This window comes from Streptococcus cristatus (genome assembly GCF_003943815.1).
Lineage (GTDB): Bacteria > Bacillota > Bacilli > Lactobacillales > Streptococcaceae > Streptococcus > Streptococcus cristatus_F.
In genome coordinates, this window is the sequence record NZ_RJNA01000004.1 from 38,205 (window position 1) to 56,733 (window position 18,529).

Here is an 18,529-nt window from a genome sequence, read left to right on the forward strand (position 1 = left end):
TTCCTCATAAAATATGATAGAATAGTAACAAAAGACCCAAAGGAGCAAATATGGATAATAAACAATTAATCGCTAGCGAGTTGGCCAAAGTTATTGACAGCTTGGACCAAAGCGCTATCTCTAACCTACTAGAGCAACCGAAAAGTTCCGATCTTGGAGACATTGCCTTCCCAGCTTTCTCACTTGCAAAAGTAGAACGCAAGGCTCCTCAAGCTATCGCTGCGGATATTGCTGAAAAGATCGACCCAAGTCATTTTGAAAAAGTTGTCGCAACTGGACCTTATGTCAACTTCTTCCTCAACAAAGCTAAAATCTCTGATCAAGTTATCAAAGAAGTCATCAAGGAAGGCGCTGACTATGGTCAACAGAACGAAGGTCAGGGCGAAAATATTACCATCGACCTTTCCAGTCCCAACATTGCGAAACCTTTCTCTGTCGGTCACTTGCGCTCAACTGTTATCGGAGATGCCTTATCCAATATCTTCCGCAAGATGGGCTACAATACCATCAAGATAAATCACTTAGGTGACTGGGGCAAGCAATTCGGTCTCCTCATGGTTGCCTACAAGAAGTGGGGCAACAAGGAAGCCGTTGAAGCCAACCCAATCGATGAACTCTTGCAACTTTACGTCCGCATCAATGCTGAAATCGAAAACGATCCAGCCTTGGACGACGAAGGCCGCCTCTGGTTCAAGAAATTGGAAGATGGCGATCCAGAAGCAACAGAACTCTGGCAATGGTTCCGTGACGAAAGTCTTGTTGAATTTAACCGCATCTATGAATTGCTCGGCGTTGAATTCGATAGCTTAAACGGAGAAGCCTTCTACAATGACAAGATGGACGAGGCCGTGAAAATTCTGGAAGACAAGAGTCTCCTGAAAGAATCAAAAGGTGCTAGCATTGTGGACTTGGATGATGTCAACCTTCCACCAGCTATGATTAAAAAATCAGACGGTGCTACGCTTTACATTACCCGTGATATTGCCACTGCTATGTACCGTGCACGCACTTACAACTTCGTCAAGAATGTTTATGTCGTTGGTCAAGAACAATCAAACCACTTCCGTCAGCTCAAAGCTGTCCTTAAGAAGATGGGATTTGACTGGAGCGATGATATGATCCACGTGGACTTTGGTCTGGTTACGAAGAATCGCCAAAAACTTTCAACACGTAAAGGAAACATCATCCTTCTGGAACCAACTCTGCAAGAAGCGATCAGCCGGGCAAAAGCTCAAATTGAAGAGAAAAATCCAAATCTGGAAAACAAAGAAGCTGTTGCCCATGCAGTTGGTGTTGGTGCCGTTAAATTCTACGACCTTAAAACTGACCGTCGCAATGGTTACGACTTTGATTTGGAAGCAATGGTTTCCTTTGAGGGTGAAACTGGACCGTATGTACAATATGCCTATGCACGTATCCAGTCTATCCTGCGCAAAGCAGACTTCAAGCCAAGTCTTGATGCCAACTACAACCTCAACGATGCTGAAAGCTGGGAAATTATCAAACTGATCCAAGACTTCGCTCGCGTAGTTAAACGTGCATCTGATAACTTTGAGCCATCTCTGATTGCCAAATACGCGATCAGCCTAGCTCAAGCCTTCAATAAATACTATGCTCACACTCGCATCTTGGATGAAACTCCGAAACGTGACAGCCGTCTAGCTCTCAGCTACACCACTGCTGTTGTACTGAAGGAAGCTCTCCGCATGCTTGGTGTAGAAGCACCAGAAAAAATGTAACCCTACACAAACCTTCCAGTTTTGGGAGGTTTTCTTAGGAAGAGATATTTTATGAATGAAACTGCTTATATTTTAGTTGCCCTTAGCTTGGTCATTCTCTTTTTGTACAACAAAAGAGAAAAGGTAAAGTTGCAGATTTTGCTGCAGCAGGAACTCCTAAAAAGTGATCATTTTAGACAAGAACTCCAAGAAAAAATGGCCACTAGCGAAAACCAAAATGACCTTATCGCTTACATTAACAAAAACTACCGTTTAGGAATTTTATATTCAAAAGAGCTGGTCGAAACTATCGCCGGCGAGCATGCAAGTCAAGAATAGAAACAAAAGCCGTTCGATCAAAAATGTTGATCGAACGGCTTCTTACTTATGCTTTTATTTCGTACAATTCCTCGATAATGCCAGCTATTTTTTTAATATCGCCTAACATACCACGCATTTCAAAATCAGCTAAAACGGGGAAACCAAAACGTTGGCTGTATTGCTTAGCAGTCAGACAGTACTGGTTGTTAAAGTTACGGTTGCCACTTCCGATAACTCCAAAACACTTGCTAGCATTCTGTCCATAAGCTATAAAATCGGCCACATCTGTCGTAAGAATCTCGACATCGCCATTATCTACACCATTGCCACCTTCCAGATAGGTCGGTAGAAAGGTAATGAAAGGGTTGGTCATTTCAAAGAAAGGCCGCCCCTCTTTCACTAAGTCTTTGATATGGATTTTCTCAATCTCTAGACTCGGATGCTGCTCTAACAAATAGTCGCTCAAACGACGGACAAAACTCTCTGTATTGCCACTCAAGCTGATATAAACTAAGGAAACTTTCATGTTTATTTGCTCCATTCCCAAAAAATAACATTTATCCGCTCATCTAGCTTATCAGCAGTAAATGTTATTTGTCAAATCTTATTCTTCTTCAGCTACTTCTACACTCTCAGCTTCCTTTTGCTGCTTTATCAGCTTAAAGATAACGATGGAAAGGAAGATAAGACTAACAACAACAGAGAAGCCAATAGTAAAGTTCAACCCCAGCATCTGAGATGAGAGTAAGGATGGATCTGAAAAAGAAGACGTTGCAATCCCTTTTGCTACCACATAACCGTACGCTGTTCCAATCAAGCCAATAAGAACGTTCGTGATGTAAATAAGATTTGCTTTGAAAATATCTTTCTTAAAAACAAAGAACCAAGCTGCAATCAAAAGAAGCAAGCCAACATAAAAGAAAATATTATTTATTAGCGAACCTGACAGTTCTGCGCTCTTGCTAAAGTAAGCTGCATACTGAGATTTTGCTGGCTCATTGATCCCCTTTAGTAAGGTTTCCACGGCATCATTTGAAGAGGAGAACTTCGAAAGAAGTTCCCACAAAGTACCTACTGTTTCTAACCCCAGTAAGACATAGAGATAAATTGGTTTCTTTTTCATAACAACCTCCTGTAAAGAAATACTTTTTCTTATTATACACCCAAAAGAAAAGACTGACAAGAGACAAGATCTGATACGATTTTAAAAGCTCTATCTACTAGAAAAGCTTATCCTCCAAGGCTACTCACTCTAGTCTTCTAACAAGAGAAAAGCCAAGACAGGACTGTCTAGGCTTTTTCACTTATTTAACAATTAGTTCTCCAAATGCCATACTTCATCATTGTATTGTTGGATTGTACGGTCTGCTGAGAAGAAGCCAGCTTTCGCAATGTTAACGATCACTTTATCCAACCATGCATCGCGATCTTCGTAGTCCGCAAGCATTTGCTCTTTCACCTTGATGTAGTCTTCCAAGTCAAGAAGCGTCATGAACCAGTCTTTGTTGATCAATTCATTGTAAAGACGTTCCAAGCGTTCTTTCTTACCTACTGCAAGAACAGCATCGCTGATGATAAAGTCAACCAACGGTTTGATAGCTGGACGAGCGTAAAATTCGCTTGATTTGTAGGCTGCTTTTGCGTAAAGGTCGATAACTGTTTCTGAATCTTCACCAAAGATGTAGATGTTGTCTTTGCCAACCAACTCAGCAATTTCCACGTTAGCACCGTCCATGGTACCAAGTGTCAAAGCACCGTTAAGCATGAATTTCATGTTACCAGTACCTGAAGCTTCTTTAGAAGCAAGTGAAATTTGCTCAGAAATATCACCAGCTGCAATCAAGAAGCTTGATGCTGTAACGTTATAGTTCTCAACCATAACCACTTGCAAGTGTGGTGCCACTGCTGGGTCATTCGCGATGATTTCTGACAAGCAAAGGATCAAGTGAATGATGTCTTGGGCAATTGTATAAGCAGGAGCTGCCTTACCACCAAAGAAGACAGTGATTGGACGAGCAGGGATGTTACCAGCCTTGATGTCCAAGTATTTGTGGATCACATACAAAGCGTTCATTTGTTGGCGCTTGTACTCGTGCAGACGCTTGATTTGGATATCAAAGATAGAATCTGGATTGATTTCTACACCTTGAGCTTCCTTCAAGTGACGAGCCAATTTACGCTTGTTGTGAGACTTAATGCCTTCCAGCTTTTCTTTCACTTCTTGCTTGCCAGCGAAGTCAAGTAGACCTTCCAACTTAGCAGCATCATGGTGCCAATCGCGACCAAGAAGTTCATCTAAGTAGCTAGACAAACGTGGGTTAGCGTGCATGAGCCAACGACGGAATGTGATACCGTTTGTCTTGTTGTTGAATTTCTCTGGATAAATATCGTAGAAAGCTTTCAACTCAGAGTTCTTCAAGATTTCAGTGTGGAGTGCTGCAACCCCGTTAACGCTGTATCCATAGTGGATATCCATGTGTGCCATGTGAACACGACCGCTCTCGTCAATGATTTGAACAGCTGGATCTTTGTATTCTGCTTTGACACGACGGTCCAATTCTTCGATGATTGGTACCAAGTGAGGAACCACTTCTTGCAAGAATTCAAGAGGCCATTTTTCAAGGGCTTCAGCAAGGATGGTGTGGTTTGTGTAGGCAGTCATGCTACGAACGATTGAGATTGCTTCATCAAGCTCGATACCACGCGCAGTCAAAAGACGGATCAACTCAGGAATAACCAGTGATGGGTGAGTGTCGTTGATTTGTACAACTGCATAGTCTGCAAGGTCATGCAAATTGCTTCCTTTTTCGATCGCTTCGTCGATGATCAATTGTGCACCGTTTGAAACCATGAAGTATTGTTGGAAGATACGGAGCAATTCACCTTGCTTGTCGCTATCATCTGGATAAAGGAAAAGAGTCAAGTTGTGAGCGATATCTGTCTTGTCAAATTCGATTCCCTCTTTGATGATGGAAGAATCAACTGAATCTAAGTCAAACAAACGCAAACGGTTTTTAGTAGCTGTCTTGTAACCAGGCACATCAATATCGTAAAGAGTTGATGTCAAGGTAAAGTGTGCAAATGGCACTTGGTAGCTACGACTTGAGCGAACCAACCAGTTTTGCTCAGTCAACCAGAAATTTGGAATAGTTGTTTGTTCATTGTTTTTAAGGACTTGTTGGAAAAGACCAAAGTGGTAGTTTAGTCCAACACCGTCACCATTGAGACCCAAGGTTGCGATAGAGTCCAAGAAGCAGGCTGCCAAACGGCCCAAACCACCATTACCAAGAGATGGTTCCAATTCTACTTCTTCAACTTCGATCAAGTCTTTACCAGCAGCGGCAAGTTCTTTTTTTACATCGTCGTAAAGACCAAGGTTAATCAAGTTGTTTGACAAGAGTTTACCAATCAGAAACTCAGCAGAGATGTAGTAGAGTTTCTTTTTACCAGTATTAACTGGCTTTTGAGCGCTCGCTAATTTTGTGTAGTTCAAGAGAGCCAAATAAAGCTCTTCATTGCTACAATCAGCAATTTGCTTTTGATAAGTTTTTTGGATATATGTTTGTAAGTTTGACATGATTTCTCCTAGTATTAGAAAGTATTGAAATTTATTGTCTTATGAAAGTAAGTCCGTATTCAGACGACGATAGACCTTAGTCAAATGATAAAGCTGACCTTCTACGATAGGGTTTAGCTCTTCAGCTGTCATCCGCCATGCCCAGTTACCACCAATTGTAGAAGGCAGGTTCATGCGGGCAGAGCCATCTAGCTCTAGCAAATCTTGCATCGTCGCGATAGCCATGTAGCTAACGGAAGCAAAGATTGTACGAAGCATTGCATGTGGCACCGTTTCATATTCTTTGCGGTTGGTGTACTGAGCCATGTATTCACGGGTTGGATCATCAATCTCATCCTTATACCAGCCCAATACAGTATTATTGTCGTGAGTACCAGTGTACATCACAGAATTATGTGGCGCCAAGTGTGGACTATCGATGCTTTCATCATCTGGATTGAAAGCGAATTGCAGAATCTTCATACCTGGGAAGCCAGTTCGTTCACGCAATTCAATGACTTCATCCGTCATGAATCCAAGGTCTTCTGCAATGATGTTCAAATCACCCAAAGCTTCTTTCACTGCGGCAAACAGCTTATAACCTGGACCTTTGACCCAGTGACCAGTAGCCGCTGTGTCAGACTCAGCTGGCACTTCCCAATAAGACTCAAAGCCACGGAAGTGGTCAATCCGAACAATGTCGTAAATCTTGAAGCTTTCGCGCAGGCGCTCAATCCACCAAGCATAGCCATCTTGATCCATGGCATCCCAATTATAAATTGGGTTACCCCACAATTGGCCAGTCTCTGAAAATTCATCTGGTGGGCAGCCAGCAACCTTGACTGGGCGACCTTGCTTATCTGTCTTGAAGAAGTGAGGCTGAGCCCAGACATCTGCACTGTCAGCAGCTACATAGATTGGCATGTCCCCAACGATTTCGATGTGATGGTCATTGGCATATTTCTTGAGTTCTAGCCATTGTTTAAAGAAGAGATATTGAGTTACACGATGGTACTCCAGCTTGTCTGCCAATTTCTCACGATAGCTAGCCAAGCTTTCTGGTTGGCGACGACGAATTGCTTCATCTGGCCATTCTGTCCAAGCTTTCAGATCAAAATGCTCTTTAACAGCCATGTATTCCGCAAAAAGCTCCAACCAAGCTGCATTTTCTGCAACAAAATGACGGAATTTATCAAGATCGCCAACTTTAAGGAAACGAGCAACCGCTTTTTCCAAAAGAGGACGACGTGCTTCAAATACTTTTGCATAATCCACAGCTTTTGGATCATCACCAAAATCAACACCTTTTAGATCTTCTTCTGCCAACAGGCCTTCGTCAATCAAGAAATCCAAATCAATAAAGTGAGTATTCCCTGCAAAGGCTGAGAAAGACTGGTAAGGAGAGTCCCCGTAACTAGTCGTTCCCAAAGGCAAGATTTGCCAATAACGTTGCTTCGTTCTAACTAAGAAATCCACAAAATCATAAGCAGACTGACCAAAAGAACCAATCCCGTACTTGCCTGGCAAAGAGGAAATGTGCATCAATACACCACTTTGTCTCGCTTTCATATGTAACACCTCAAAAATTTTTTCATGCTTGTTTCCTACTTTATTTAGCGAAAACGTTTGCGTCGCTTGAATTATAACCTATTTTTTTTTCAAGTGCAAGCTTTTTAAAAAACTTTTTTATTTATTATACCATAGATTTCCATTTTATTTCATTATATATCATCTAAATTAACATTCTTTCCTTAAAAATTTTTTAAAATTTTCTTAAAAACGCTTGCAAGCGTTTACCTTTTGTGCTAAAATTATTTTAAGTTCGAGAAAACGTTTGCGCTATGCAAGCGTGTTCTTAGATGGTATTATATTTTTATTCTTTAGGAGGAATAATCATGAAAAACAAAATGTTGAAGAGCGTTGCTGTTCTCGGTACTGTTGCTTTAGCAGGTTTTATTTTGACAGCCTGCGGTAGCAAATCTTCTAAAAAAGAAACTGCTGCAAGCAACGAATTGACTGCTTATGTAGACCCAGGCTACAAGAGCTACATGGAAGAAGCTGCCAAAGCTTACGAAAAAGAAACCGGAACAAAGGTCACTATCAAAACTGGTGATGCTCTTACAGGTCTTGATAACCTTTCACTTGACAACCAATCTGGTAAATCTCCAGATGTCATGATGGCACCATACGACCGCGTAGGAAGCCTAGGTGCTGACGGACAACTTTCAGAAGTTGAGTTGGGTAAAGATGCAAAAGCTGACGATACTACTAAATCTTTGGTATCAATCGACGGTACTACTTACGGTGCTCCTGCTGTTATCGAGACCTTAGTAATGTACTATAACAAAGACCTGATCCAAAAAGCTCCTACAACATTTGCTGAACTTGAAGAATTGGCTAAAGATAGCAAGTACGCTTTTGAAGGAGAAGACGGTAAAACAACTGCCTTCCTTGCTGACTGGACAAACTTCTACTACGCTTACGGTCTCCTTTCTGGAAACGGTGCTTATGTCTTCGGTAAAGATGGGACAGATCCTAAAGATGTAGGTTTGGCTAACGAAGGTGCTATCAAAGGAATTGAGTACGCTAAAACTTGGTATGCAAAATGGCCTAAAGGTATGCAAGATACAGAAGGTGCTCCTAACTTGATCCAAACTCAATTCCAAGGTGGAAAAACTGCAGCAATCATCGACGGTCCTTGGAAAGCTGCATCTCTTAAAGAAGCTAAAGTAAACTACGGTGTAGCAACTATCCCAACACTTCCAAACGGCAAAGAATACAAAGCCTTTGGTGGTGGTAAAGCTTGGGTCATCCCTGCTGGTTCTAAGAACGTTGACGGCGCACAAAAATTCGTTAACTTCCTTGCATCAACTGCACAACAAAAAGCTCTTTACGATGCAACAAACGAAGTTCCTGCTAACACAGAAGCACGTGAATACGCTGTAAGCAAGAAAGATGAATTGACAGATGCGGTTGTTAAACAGTTCAAATCTGCAGAACCAATGCCAAACATCTCTGAAATGAGTACTGTTTGGGATCCAGCTAAGAACATGCTCTTCGATGCTGTAAGCGGCAAGAAAGATGCTAAAACTTCAGCTGAAGATGCTGTTAAATTGATCAAAGAAACTATCGATCAGAAATTCGGCAACAAATAAGCAAGTTTAAATAAAGGGGTGGGAATTTTCCCTACCCCTTGTTTGATAGAATAAGGATTTACTCTATCTTCTAATAAGAAAAACTCGGATTAGGACTTGTACTTACTGCAATTCCTCAATCTTTCTCGTATCTAAGGAGACTACAATGACAAAAAAAGATCCCAAACAAGCCATGTTGCGCTCCCTCATTCCAGGGTTGGGGCAAATCTATAATGATCAAAAAGCCAAAGGATACATCTTTCTTGGGGTTACAGTTGCATTTTTAGCTTATTTCGCAGCTATTGCCCTACCAGAAATTGAAAATCTCATCACTCTTGGTGAAGTCCGTGGGGACAACTCACTCTTCATGCTGATCCGCGGTGCCTTCCACCTCATTCTCGTGGTATTTTTCCTGATTTTCTATGGATTTAACTTGAAGGATGCTCGGACGGTTGCTAAACAGTGGAACAACGATTATCCTGTTCATACTACTTTGAAGGAAATGTTTGATGGAATCTATGAAAATGGCTTCCCTTACTTACTCATCATCCCTTCTTATCTGGCAATGACCTTTGCTATCATTTTCCCTGTATTGGTAACACTCTTGATCGCCTTTACCAACTATGATTTCAAACACCTGCCACCAAATAAACTATTGGATTGGGTTGGCTTTACCAACTTTGCTAACATTTGGCAATTGAGCACCTTCCGTGCGGCCTTTGGTTCTGTCTTGACTTGGACTATCATCTGGGCACTGGCAGCCTCTACTTTACAAATCGTAATCGGTATTTTCACTGCTATTATTGCCAACCAACCATTCATCAAAGGAAAACGCATCTTCGGTGTTATCTTCTTGCTTCCTTGGGCAGTTCCAGCCTTTATCACTATCCTGACTTTCTCAAATATGTTCAACGATAGTATCGGGGCCATCAATACTCAGGTTATCCCACTTCTCGGCAAGGTTCTCCCTTTCTTAAATGGACATCTGATTCCATGGAAGACTGATCCGACTTGGACTAAGATTGCCCTTATCATGATGCAAGGTTGGCTTGGATTCCCTTATATCTACGTCCTGACCCTAGGTATCTTGCAGTCTATTCCAAATGACCTTTACGAAGCAGCCTACATTGACGGAGCCAATGCTTGGCAGAAATTCCGCAACATCACTTTCCCAATGATCTTGGCAGTTGCGGCACCAACTTTGATCAGTCAATACACCTTTAACTTTAATAACTTCTCAATCATCTACCTCTTCAATGCAGGTGGTCCTGGTAGTGTCGGTGGAGGAGCCGGTTCAACCGATATCCTTATCTCTTGGATTTATCGTTTGACCACAGGTACAGCACCGCAATATTCAATGGCGGCGGCCGTTACCCTCATCATCTCCATCATCGTCATCTCTATCTCTATGATTGCCTTCAAGAAACTACACGCATTTGATATGGAGGATGTATAAGATGAATAGTTCTGTTAAATTTAAACGTTTTATCAACCACAGTTTGACCTATCTCTACCTTGTAGTGCTTTCCATTATCATTCTCTACCCGCTCTTGATCACGATCATGTCTGCTTTCAAGACGGGGAATGTCGTGGCCTTCAAGCTAGACACAGACATCAACTTCAGTCTGGAAAACTTCTCTCGTCTCTTCTCAGAGACTCTATATGGTACTTGGTACTTTAACACTATTATCATTGCCGTCTTGACAATGATTGTCCAAACCAGTATAGTTGTACTTGCAGGTTATGCATACAGCCGTTACAATTTCATCGCAAGAAAGCAAAGTTTGGTCTTCTTCTTGATTATCCAAATGGTGCCAACTATTGCAGCTCTGACCGCCTTCTTCGTTATGGCGCTGATGCTCAATGCCCTCAACCAAAGCTGGTTCCTCATCTTCCTTTATGTGGGGGGTGGTATTCCAATGAATGCTTGGTTGATGAAAGGATACTTCGATACCGTTCCTATGTCTCTGGATGAGTCAGCTAAATTAGACGGTGCTGGTCATTTCAGACGTTTCTGGCAGATTGTCCTGCCTCTCGTTCGTCCAATGATTGCTGTGCAAGCTCTCTGGGCCTTCATGGGACCTTTCGGAGACTATATCCTCTCTAGCTTCCTTCTTCGTGAAAAAGAATTTTATACGGTTGCAGTTGGTCTTCGTACCTTCGTCAGCGATGTCAAGAATCAAAAAATTGCCTTCTTTGCTGCCGGTGCGATTCTCACTGCCCTTCCAATCTGTATTCTCTTCTTCTTCCTGCAAAAGAATTTTGTATCTGGTTTAACAAGTGGTGGAGACAAGGGATAATCTTGTCCCACCCTGTTTTTGATTTAAAGACAATTATAGTTATATGGCAGCCAATAAGTTCTTTATTGGCCACCACCTGATTATAATTTTAGAAAGAGGCAGCTATGTTACCTTATCCTTTTAATTATTTTTCGAGCTTGATTGGTTTTAGAAAAAACTTCGCCAATCGTCGCATGCTTAGCTGGTTCCAGCTCATCTTTACCAGCATCTTTTTGATTTCTCTGTCTTTGATTCCCGTGGCCATTCAGACAGCGTCTTTGACGAGCTATGCTCTGGATACTTTTGTCGATAAGGCTTTTGACACTCTGGATGAAGACGTGATGATTGACTTTGACCATCATGCCCAGATGAAAGACCATGTGCTGACCACTGAAAATCCTGAAGGCATTCATCACAATACCGCTGGGACTGTCATTATCGGCCATCACGATGAGCTCAAATTAGGCAAGGAGCTGACCCTTTACTTCGACAAAGAAAATCTCAAAATCACTAAAGAAGGAAAAGAACTGGCCAATATCCGCTACCAAGCCATTGACCAGAAGGCTCTGAAAAGCAAAGAAGCACTGACCAAAGCCATTTCTAAAGACTGGTTCCAGCAAAACCGCTTGGTGATCAGCCTCTTTCTAGTCCTTTCCGCAGGCTTCCTCTTTAGCATCAACTTTGCCTTTCTGGCGCTCGGTGCCTCCTTCCTGCTCTATCTGACCAAGAAATCACGGCTATTTTCTTTTAAAACCTTTAAAGAATGCTATCACTTTATCCTCAACTGCTTAGGATTACCAACGATTATCGGCCTTATCTGCGGTTTATTTGGACAAAGCCTGCCTACGATTATCACCGTCCAAAATATCTTGTTTGTTCTTTATTTGGTGATTATTTTCTACAAAACACATTTCCGTGATGAGGATTTCAGAAATTAGGAGGTTATTATGCGCGTTACGATTAAAGAAGTAGCGAAACTAGCGGGTGTGTCTCCCTCGACGGTGACACGCGTCGTACAAAACAAGTCAACCATCAGCGATGAAACTAAAAAGCGGGTTCGCGCTGCTATGAAAGAGCTGGACTATCATCCAAATCTCAACGCTAGAAGTCTGGTCAGTCAGTCTACCCAAGTCATCGGTCTAGTGCTGCCCGATGATTCGGATGTTTTTTACCAAAACCCATTCTTTCCAACTGTCTTGCGGGGGATTTCGCGCATCGCATCTGAACATGACTATGCCATTCAGATTAGCACTGGACAGGACGAGGAACACCGCTTAGAAAATATCAAACAAATGATTTTCGGAAAACGCGTTGATGGTTTGATTTTTCTCTATTCTAAGCCAAACGATCCGCTGGTTGACTTTGCGATTAAAAACCAGTTTCCTTTCTTGATTTTAGGGAAAGCAGTGTCACCATTTGTTTCTTTGGTCGATAATGATAATATCAAGGCTGGCTACGATTCAACCAAATATTTCCTAGATCAAGGTTATAAAAAAATTGCCTTTCTGGCTGGGAATAAAGAGCTTGTCGTATCCCAAGACCGCTTTGCCGGCTACAAACAAGCCTTGGAAGAAGCAGGCATCCCTCTCGATGAAAATATCGTCAAGTTTTCTTTCGGTTTCCTCTTGGAAGATAGCAGCTATAAGATTATGGAAAAGATGCCTATTCAGGAAATTGAGGCCTTTGTGACATCGGATAGTATGGTTGCCGAAGGGGCTCTCCACTATCTCAAAGACATTGACTACCGTTTCCCGATTATCACTTTTGACTCTATCAAGCCACGCATCGACGTGGATGCCTATATTGATATCAATACCCTCGAGTTGGGTAGGGAATCTTTCCGCACCTTGCTCCAAATCATTAAAGATAATAAGGATGACAAGCATACTTGCTATCGCAAAGTCATCTCCCACAGCATTCTTACCCGTTAGTTAAGGAGAAATTTTATGGTTTATCGTATTTTCCAAGCCTACTTAGATGATGAAAATAGCATCACTATCGAATTGGAAAAGTCCTTTGACGCTTATTCTATCCACTTCACTCTAGAGGACAAGCATAGCTCCAGTCCTTTGACCATCAAAAAAATTGAGAATCAAGAACATCAGATTGTCTACACCCTTTCAGTCAATGATCCGATTGATTTGACCGAGTCCTACACAGTCTATGATCAGGATCGCAATCACACCATTCTCCAGTATCGCCACATTGTCCAGAAGCCAATTTTTGATGAATTATTTAGCTACCAAGAAAGAGATCTGGGAGCTAGCTATAGCCCTCAGGCAACAGATTTCAAACTTTGGGCTCCTATTTCAGAAAAAGTCTTGCTGCATCTGGAAGAGCAGGTCATTCCCCTCCAAAGGCAAGATAAGGGTGTCTGGCATACGCAGGTCCTTGGAGACTTAGAAGGCAAGGCCTACTACTATATCCATAAGGTGAACGGAAAATGGGTAGAAGTACATGACCCCTACGCCCTCTCTTCAGATGCCAACTCTGGTCATAGTTATGTCATTGACCGCAAAAAGATTAGCAAACCTATTCAGCGCGCTGCCAGCCAAGTAAAACCAACAGAAGCCGTTATCTATGAAATGAGCGTGCGAGATTTCTCTATGCAAAAGGAAGCTGGTTTTTCACAGCCTGGTAAATTCGCTTCTCTATCCGAATCTCCAACCGTACACGGTCATACTTTTGGTCTCAAATACTTGCAAGATTTAGGCATTACACACGTTCAGCTTATGCCTGTCTATGACTTTGGTAGCGTTGACGAAAAACACCCCGAACTCGTTTATAATTGGGGCTATGATCCCGTCCAGTATAATGTTCCTGAAGGTAGCTTGTCAAGCGACCCACACGATCCCTATAGCCGTATCTTTGAACTACAAGACGCGATTGCAGCTTATCACCAGGCTGATATGAGCGTTATCATGGATGTCGTCTACAATCACGTCTATGAAGCAGATGCCTATGCTTTTGAAAAAATTGTCCCAGGCTACTTCTATCGTCTTGATGAGCAAGGCCTACGGACAAATGGTACCTTCTGCGGAAATGATGTAGCCAGCGAAAAAGCTATGGTGCGCCATTATATCCAACAATCCGTCCAGCAATGGGTTAGCCTCTACGGCTTTGACGGTTTCCGCTTTGACTTGATGGGCATTCTCGACATAACCACCATGACGCAAATCGCTCAAGAACTAAAAACTATCCATCCCAACATCTACCTTTACGGAGAAGGTTGGCAGATGCCTACTGGTCTTGATAGTGACCTTCTGGCTCATCAGTTCAACGCTGAACAACTACCTGCGTATGGATTCTTCAGCGATCATTTCCGTGATACGATCAAGCAAACCATCGTCCAAGGTAGCCGACTGGACAAAGAGCATGCGACCAGCTGGCTAGAAAATGTCCTGACAGCCAATGTCGGCCTGACAGGAGAGCTTCATTTCCTAGCGCCTCATCAGGCGATCAACTATGTAGAATGCCATGACAACGCAACGGTATTTGATTATTTTGATATTCAAAATCCAAATATCAGCCTCCGTCAGCGCCTAGCAAACTCTCGTCTAGCACTGCATATCGTTCTCTTAGCACAAGGGGTTCCTTTTCTCCACAGCGGGCAGGAATTTTATCGGACCAAGAATCTGATTGACAACACCTACAACCTGCCTGATGATGTCAACAAGCTAGACTGGCTACGCTCACTTCACTACACTGAAGACATTGAATTTTTGAAACAACTCATTGCCTTTAGAAAGGCTCATCCGCTTCTGACTCTGACAACTAGCTCTGCTATTCAAAAAGCTTGTCAGGTCAAATGGCTCAGCCCTAGCCTCGTTGAATATAAGATTCAAAAAGATAAACAAGCGCTGACCATTTTGATTAATTTTGGTACTGAAGCAGTAACTTATGAAAATAAAATGAAGCAAAGCATTCACCTTCAGTATCCGCACATTAACGCTAAAAGACCAATCGCCCCGCTAGCAGACTCTTATACAGTTCCTGCTAAGCAAGTCTTGGTTTTGAAATAAAGTAATAACTATAAAAAGGAACAGGTTCATTTTGGATGGAAAAACATCCCGCTGAACTTGCTCCTTTTTTATGTATAGATGGAAGCATTGCGTTTGAGTAAGATCCACTAACAATGCCGATAATCGAGACTACTCTTCTACAAATCTTCCTAAAATATGTACGTTGTCAGATACGGAGACAAAGGCGGTCGGATCCGTCTGTTTCATGATGTACTTAAATTCGCTAAATTCAGCACGCGTAATGACTGTAATCAGCACCGCCTTTTGCTCGTGATTGTAAGTTCCCTCCGCTCCATTGATAATGGTTGCACCACGGTGGAGCTTGTGGTGAATCTTGTTAATCACTTCGTCAGGATGACTGGTGATAATCATGGCCTGCATCCGCTTTTGCTTGGTAAAGACGGCATCCGTCACACGGCTAGATACAAAGATGGTAATCATCGAGTAGAGAGCGTATTCCCAACCGAAAGTCAGACCAGCAATCAGCATAATAATCCCATTGACAATCAGGGAGATACTGCCTACATTACGGCCTGTTTTCTTGCGAATGGTCAAGCTAACAATATCTGTCCCTCCACTTGAAATGCTTGACTTGAGGGCAAAGCCGATCCCTGTCCCCATGACAATTCCCCCGAACAAAGCATTGATAATGGGATTGGTCGTCAATGTCACTTCTGGCACAAAATGGATAAAAAGCGAGCTCATCGAAACAGTGATAAAAGTAAAAACAGTAAACTTATGCCCGATTTGGTACCAAGCCAAAATCATCAGTGGAATATTGATCGCATAAAAAGTAATGGAAACTGGAATGGTAAAGCCGATAAAGCGGCCACTCAAAGCCGAGACAATCTGCGCCAAGCCTGTTGCCCCGCTTGAGTAAACATGCCCTGGCTGAAAGAAGAAATTGACCGCTACTGCTGAGAGAAAGCCATATACCAGAGAGGCTGAAAATTTCTCATCATATTTTTCACGCGAAATACTTTTCAGGACTTCTAGCAACTTGACATGATAGGCAAAGCGATGAAGATAATAGCGAAAAAGTTTCCGCAAACTAGTCTTTTTCATGTGATTCTACTTGTAAACTTAATTCCTCTAATTGTGCAGGAGCAACCAAGCTTGGTGCTTGCGTCATTGGGTCAGAAGCCTTGTTATTCTTAGGAAAAGCAATGACTTCACGGATATTTTCTTCACCGGCCAAAAGCATGACGAAGCGATCCAGACCCAAAGCCAGACCTCCATGTGGTGGGAAACCATAGTCCATGGCTTCTAGAAGGAAGCCGAACTGGTCTTGCGCTTCATCAGCTGAAAAGCCTAAAGCCTTAAACATCCGTTCCTGCAGATCTTTTTGGTTGATCCGTAGGCTACCACCACCTAGTTCATAGCCATTGAGTACGATATCATAGGCAATCGCGCGAACCTTGCTCAGGTCTCCTTCCAGCTCCTGCTCAGAATCCTTTTGAGGCAAAGTGAATGGATGGTGGGCACTCATATAGCGGCCTTCTTCTTCAGACCACTCAAACATTGGCCAATCTACTACCCACAAGTAGTTAAACTTAGCAGGGTCAATCAAACCTAATTCCTTGCCTAAACGGACACGAAGAGCTCCTAGAGCTGCGTTGGCAACATCCAAAGTATCTGCCACAAAGAGAACCAAGTCGTTTTCTTCTAATTGTAAAGCAGTTGTCAACTCACTTGACAAGCCTGTCAAGAACTTGGCAACAGGCCCAGCCAGCTCCCCATCAACTACTTTCACCCAAGCAAGTCCCTTAGCTCCATGCTGCTTAGCTTGCTCTGTCAGCTTATCAATGTCTTTGCGCGAGTACTTGTCAGCAGCATTTTTCACTACAATCGCCTTGACAGCCGGTGCCTCAGAAAACACTTTGAAGTCAACACCCTTGACAAGCTCTGTCAAGTCCTGCAATAACATGTCAAAGCGAGTATCTGGCTTGTCGCTACCATAGAGAGCCATAGCATCGTCATATTTCATCCGTGGGAAAGGCAAGGTCACTTCAATACCCTTGGTTTCCTTCATGACACGGGCAATCAAACCTTCTGTAATGTCTTGGATTTCTTGCTCAGATAGGAAGGAAGTTTCCAAGTCCACCTGTGTAAACTCTGGTTGACGGTCTCCACGTAAGTCCTCGTCTCGGAAACACTTGACAATCTGATAATAACGGTCAAAACCAGCATTCATCAAAAGCTGCTTGGTAATCTGTGGGCTTTGAGGCAGGGCATAGAAATGACCTTGGTTGACCCGGCTCGGTACCAAATAGTCACGCGCTCCTTCAGGCGTTGACTTGGTCAAAAATGGTGTCTCTACATCGATAAATTCCAGCTCATCCAAATAATTGCGGATGGAATGAGTCACTTTGGCACGCAACTTAAGATTTTCTAGCATTTCTGGGCGACGCAGATCCAAATAACGGTAGCGCAAGCGCGTATCATCATTGGCTTCAATCCCATCCTTAATCTCAAAAGGAGTGGTTTTAGCAGTATTCAGTACCATCAGACTGTCCACGTGAAGTTCTACACTTCCTGTGGCCAGCTTGTCATTGGCCTGCTCACGCGCAGCTACCTTACCAGTCACTTCAATGACAAACTCGCTGCGCAGGCTCTCAGCTGTCTTCATGACCTCATCTGAAACACTCTCAGGATTAATAACTAGCTGCATAATACCTTCGCGGTCACGCAGATCAATAAAAATCAAGCCTCCCAAATCGCGACGGCGGGCAACCCAACCTTTCAAAGTAATTTCCTGACCGACATGCTCACTCCGAACACGTCCCGCATACATTGAACGTTTCATCTTTACTCTCCAAAATTTTAATTCTGTTACTATTTTACCACAAAGAGCCTAGGAAAGCCCCCCTACCTGTCCTTTTTCTGAAAAAAATTAAAAGTCTTTATTCTAGTGACCACTTTTATAAAAAAGGTCTGGAATCAATATTCCCAGACCTCCTAATTTTATATAGACTATTCCTTTTTCTTCCCATCCTCATAAAGACTGGGAGCCAGCGTTTTCGTCACCATGGCTGTCAAGAAGCGAAAGGCCCCAGCTGCCAGACCAAAAATCGGCGCCAAAGCACGGAAGAAAAAATCCCCTCGCATAAAATAACAGAGCAGACCCGTTATCACAAATAAGGCCACTCCCTGCACCAGCGCTACAAACCATACTTTTTTCATCATTCCCTCGACTTTCTGTAGACTATTATAGCATAGACGAGATACAAACGATACTTATATCAACAATTTCTTCGATCGTAGTCCCCTATCTTTCACCAAGCCATAAAATCCAACATACACTTCCTCTTCATAGAGTCAGCATAAATCCGCGCCGTACGGAACCTCAAAAATTTCCAGCATAACTGGGGCAATCTTACTATATTATTGCTCCTAAGATTATGCTTTAATTTTACAACTCAAACCTTAAAACGAATAACAGCAATGCAGTCCTAACAATTAATATCTATAATTTCAAGTATTTAGATAAAAATAAATA

Annotated in this window: 15 protein-coding genes; 8 read left to right on the forward strand and 7 right to left on the reverse strand. The window is 42.6% G+C overall.

The window, feature by feature from the left end:
- Positions 1-50 precede the first annotated feature (50 nt).
- Together argS and D8872_RS03365 are read left to right on the forward strand one after the other, a co-directional pair.
- The gene (argS, locus tag D8872_RS03360; protein ID WP_125389938.1) at positions 51-1,739 is read left to right on the forward strand and encodes an arginine--tRNA ligase; all 1,689 of its coding nucleotides are present in this window, start codon (positions 51-53) and stop codon (positions 1,737-1,739) included.
- Positions 1,740-1,790: 51 nt separating this feature from the next.
- On the forward strand, positions 1,791-2,057 hold the full coding sequence (locus D8872_RS03365) for a MarR family transcriptional regulator (protein WP_125387173.1): 267 nt from the start codon (positions 1,791-1,793) through the stop codon (positions 2,055-2,057).
- A gap of 46 nt (positions 2,058-2,103) precedes the next feature.
- On the opposite strand, the gene nrdI is transcribed toward D8872_RS03365, so the two are convergent.
- From nrdI to malQ, 4 genes are all read right to left on the reverse strand, one after another.
- Complete coding sequence (gene nrdI, locus D8872_RS03370) at positions 2,104-2,580, reverse strand: class Ib ribonucleoside-diphosphate reductase assembly flavoprotein NrdI (protein WP_376739486.1); 477 nt, start codon at positions 2,578-2,580, stop codon at positions 2,104-2,106.
- Positions 2,581-2,643: 63 nt separating this feature from the next.
- Entirely contained in the window at positions 2,644-3,162 is a 519-nt protein-coding gene (locus D8872_RS03375; protein WP_125389940.1) for an ABC transporter permease, read from the reverse strand.
- Positions 3,163-3,354: 192 nt separating this feature from the next.
- Positions 3,355-5,616, reverse strand: a complete 2,262-nt coding sequence (gene glgP, locus D8872_RS03380; protein WP_125389941.1) for a glycogen/starch/alpha-glucan family phosphorylase — start codon at positions 5,614-5,616, stop codon at positions 3,355-3,357.
- Positions 5,617-5,655: 39 nt separating this feature from the next.
- Positions 5,656-7,173, reverse strand: a complete 1,518-nt coding sequence (malQ, locus tag D8872_RS03385; protein WP_260470224.1) for a 4-alpha-glucanotransferase — start codon at positions 7,171-7,173, stop codon at positions 5,656-5,658.
- 317 nt (positions 7,174-7,490) lie between these two features.
- On the opposite strand from malQ, the gene D8872_RS03390 reads away from it, so the two are divergent.
- The 6 genes from D8872_RS03390 to pulA all read left to right on the forward strand — a co-directional run bounded on the left by D8872_RS03390 (position 7,491) and on the right by pulA (position 15,030).
- Complete coding sequence (locus D8872_RS03390) at positions 7,491-8,750, forward strand: extracellular solute-binding protein (protein WP_005591470.1); 1,260 nt, start codon at positions 7,491-7,493, stop codon at positions 8,748-8,750.
- Between the two features lie 145 nt (positions 8,751-8,895).
- Complete coding sequence (locus tag D8872_RS03395; protein WP_125389942.1) at positions 8,896-10,185, forward strand: carbohydrate ABC transporter permease; 1,290 nt, start codon at positions 8,896-8,898, stop codon at positions 10,183-10,185.
- 1 nt (position 10,186) lies between these two features.
- Positions 10,187-11,029 carry a sugar ABC transporter permease gene (locus tag D8872_RS03400; RefSeq protein ID WP_005592080.1) on the forward strand — a complete coding sequence of 281 codons (843 nt, stop codon included), beginning with the start codon at positions 10,187-10,189 and terminating at the stop codon, positions 11,027-11,029.
- A 104-nt stretch (positions 11,030-11,133) separates the two neighbouring features.
- Positions 11,134-11,946: a DUF1189 family protein gene (locus D8872_RS03405; protein ID WP_125389943.1), complete on the forward strand. Its 813-nt coding sequence runs from the start codon at positions 11,134-11,136 to the stop codon at positions 11,944-11,946.
- Between the two features lie 9 nt (positions 11,947-11,955).
- The gene (locus D8872_RS03410) at positions 11,956-12,939 is read left to right on the forward strand and encodes a LacI family DNA-binding transcriptional regulator (protein WP_125389944.1); all 984 of its coding nucleotides are present in this window, start codon (positions 11,956-11,958) and stop codon (positions 12,937-12,939) included.
- Between the two features lie 15 nt (positions 12,940-12,954).
- Entirely contained in the window at positions 12,955-15,030 is a 2,076-nt protein-coding gene (gene pulA, locus D8872_RS03415) for a type I pullulanase (RefSeq protein ID WP_125389945.1), read from the forward strand.
- A gap of 129 nt (positions 15,031-15,159) precedes the next feature.
- Here the strand turns inward: pulA and D8872_RS03420 are convergent, their stop codons facing one another.
- The 3 genes from D8872_RS03420 to D8872_RS03430 all read right to left on the reverse strand — a co-directional run bounded on the left by D8872_RS03420 (position 15,160) and on the right by D8872_RS03430 (position 18,216).
- A complete protein-coding gene (locus D8872_RS03420; protein WP_125389946.1) occupies positions 15,160-16,095 on the reverse strand; it encodes a YitT family protein in 936 nt (311 codons plus the stop codon).
- The gene (gene aspS / locus D8872_RS03425; protein ID WP_125389947.1) at positions 16,082-17,836 is read right to left on the reverse strand and encodes an aspartate--tRNA ligase; all 1,755 of its coding nucleotides are present in this window, start codon (positions 17,834-17,836) and stop codon (positions 16,082-16,084) included. The genes D8872_RS03420 and aspS overlap by 14 nt, the downstream gene beginning before the upstream one ends.
- Positions 17,837-18,003: 167 nt before the next feature.
- Positions 18,004-18,216 (reverse strand): hypothetical protein, encoded by a 213-nt coding sequence (locus D8872_RS03430; protein WP_125370801.1) that lies wholly within the window; start codon positions 18,214-18,216, stop codon positions 18,004-18,006.
- Positions 18,217-18,529: the final 313 nt, after the last annotated feature.

Bases quoted from the DNA above. Each gene is read 5' to 3' on its own strand.
- D8872_RS03405 (WP_125389943.1), top strand. From the start codon at position 11,134: ATGTTACCTTATCCTTTTAATTATTTTTCGAGCTTGATTGGTTTTAGA.
- glgP (WP_125389941.1), bottom strand. From the start codon at position 5,616: ATGTCAAACTTACAAACATATATCCAAAAAACTTATCAAAAGCAAATT.
- D8872_RS03390 (WP_005591470.1), top strand. From the start codon at position 7,491: ATGAAAAACAAAATGTTGAAGAGCGTTGCTGTTCTCGGTACTGTTGCT.
- D8872_RS03410 (WP_125389944.1), top strand. From the start codon at position 11,956: ATGCGCGTTACGATTAAAGAAGTAGCGAAACTAGCGGGTGTGTCTCCC.
- D8872_RS03365 (WP_125387173.1), top strand. From the start codon at position 1,791: ATGAATGAAACTGCTTATATTTTAGTTGCCCTTAGCTTGGTCATTCTC.
- pulA (WP_125389945.1), top strand. From the start codon at position 12,955: ATGGTTTATCGTATTTTCCAAGCCTACTTAGATGATGAAAATAGCATC.
- D8872_RS03375 (WP_125389940.1), bottom strand. From the start codon at position 3,162: ATGAAAAAGAAACCAATTTATCTCTATGTCTTACTGGGGTTAGAAACA.
- D8872_RS03395 (WP_125389942.1), top strand. From the start codon at position 8,896: ATGACAAAAAAAGATCCCAAACAAGCCATGTTGCGCTCCCTCATTCCA.
- D8872_RS03420 (WP_125389946.1), bottom strand. From the start codon at position 16,095: ATGAAAAAGACTAGTTTGCGGAAACTTTTTCGCTATTATCTTCATCGC.
- argS (WP_125389938.1), top strand. From the start codon at position 51: ATGGATAATAAACAATTAATCGCTAGCGAGTTGGCCAAAGTTATTGAC.
- D8872_RS03430 (WP_125370801.1), bottom strand. From the start codon at position 18,216: ATGATGAAAAAAGTATGGTTTGTAGCGCTGGTGCAGGGAGTGGCCTTA.
- aspS (WP_125389947.1), bottom strand. From the start codon at position 17,836: ATGAAACGTTCAATGTATGCGGGACGTGTTCGGAGTGAGCATGTCGGT.
- nrdI (WP_376739486.1), bottom strand. From the start codon at position 2,580: ATGGAGCAAATAAACATGAAAGTTTCCTTAGTTTATATCAGCTTGAGT.
- D8872_RS03400 (WP_005592080.1), top strand. From the start codon at position 10,187: ATGAATAGTTCTGTTAAATTTAAACGTTTTATCAACCACAGTTTGACC.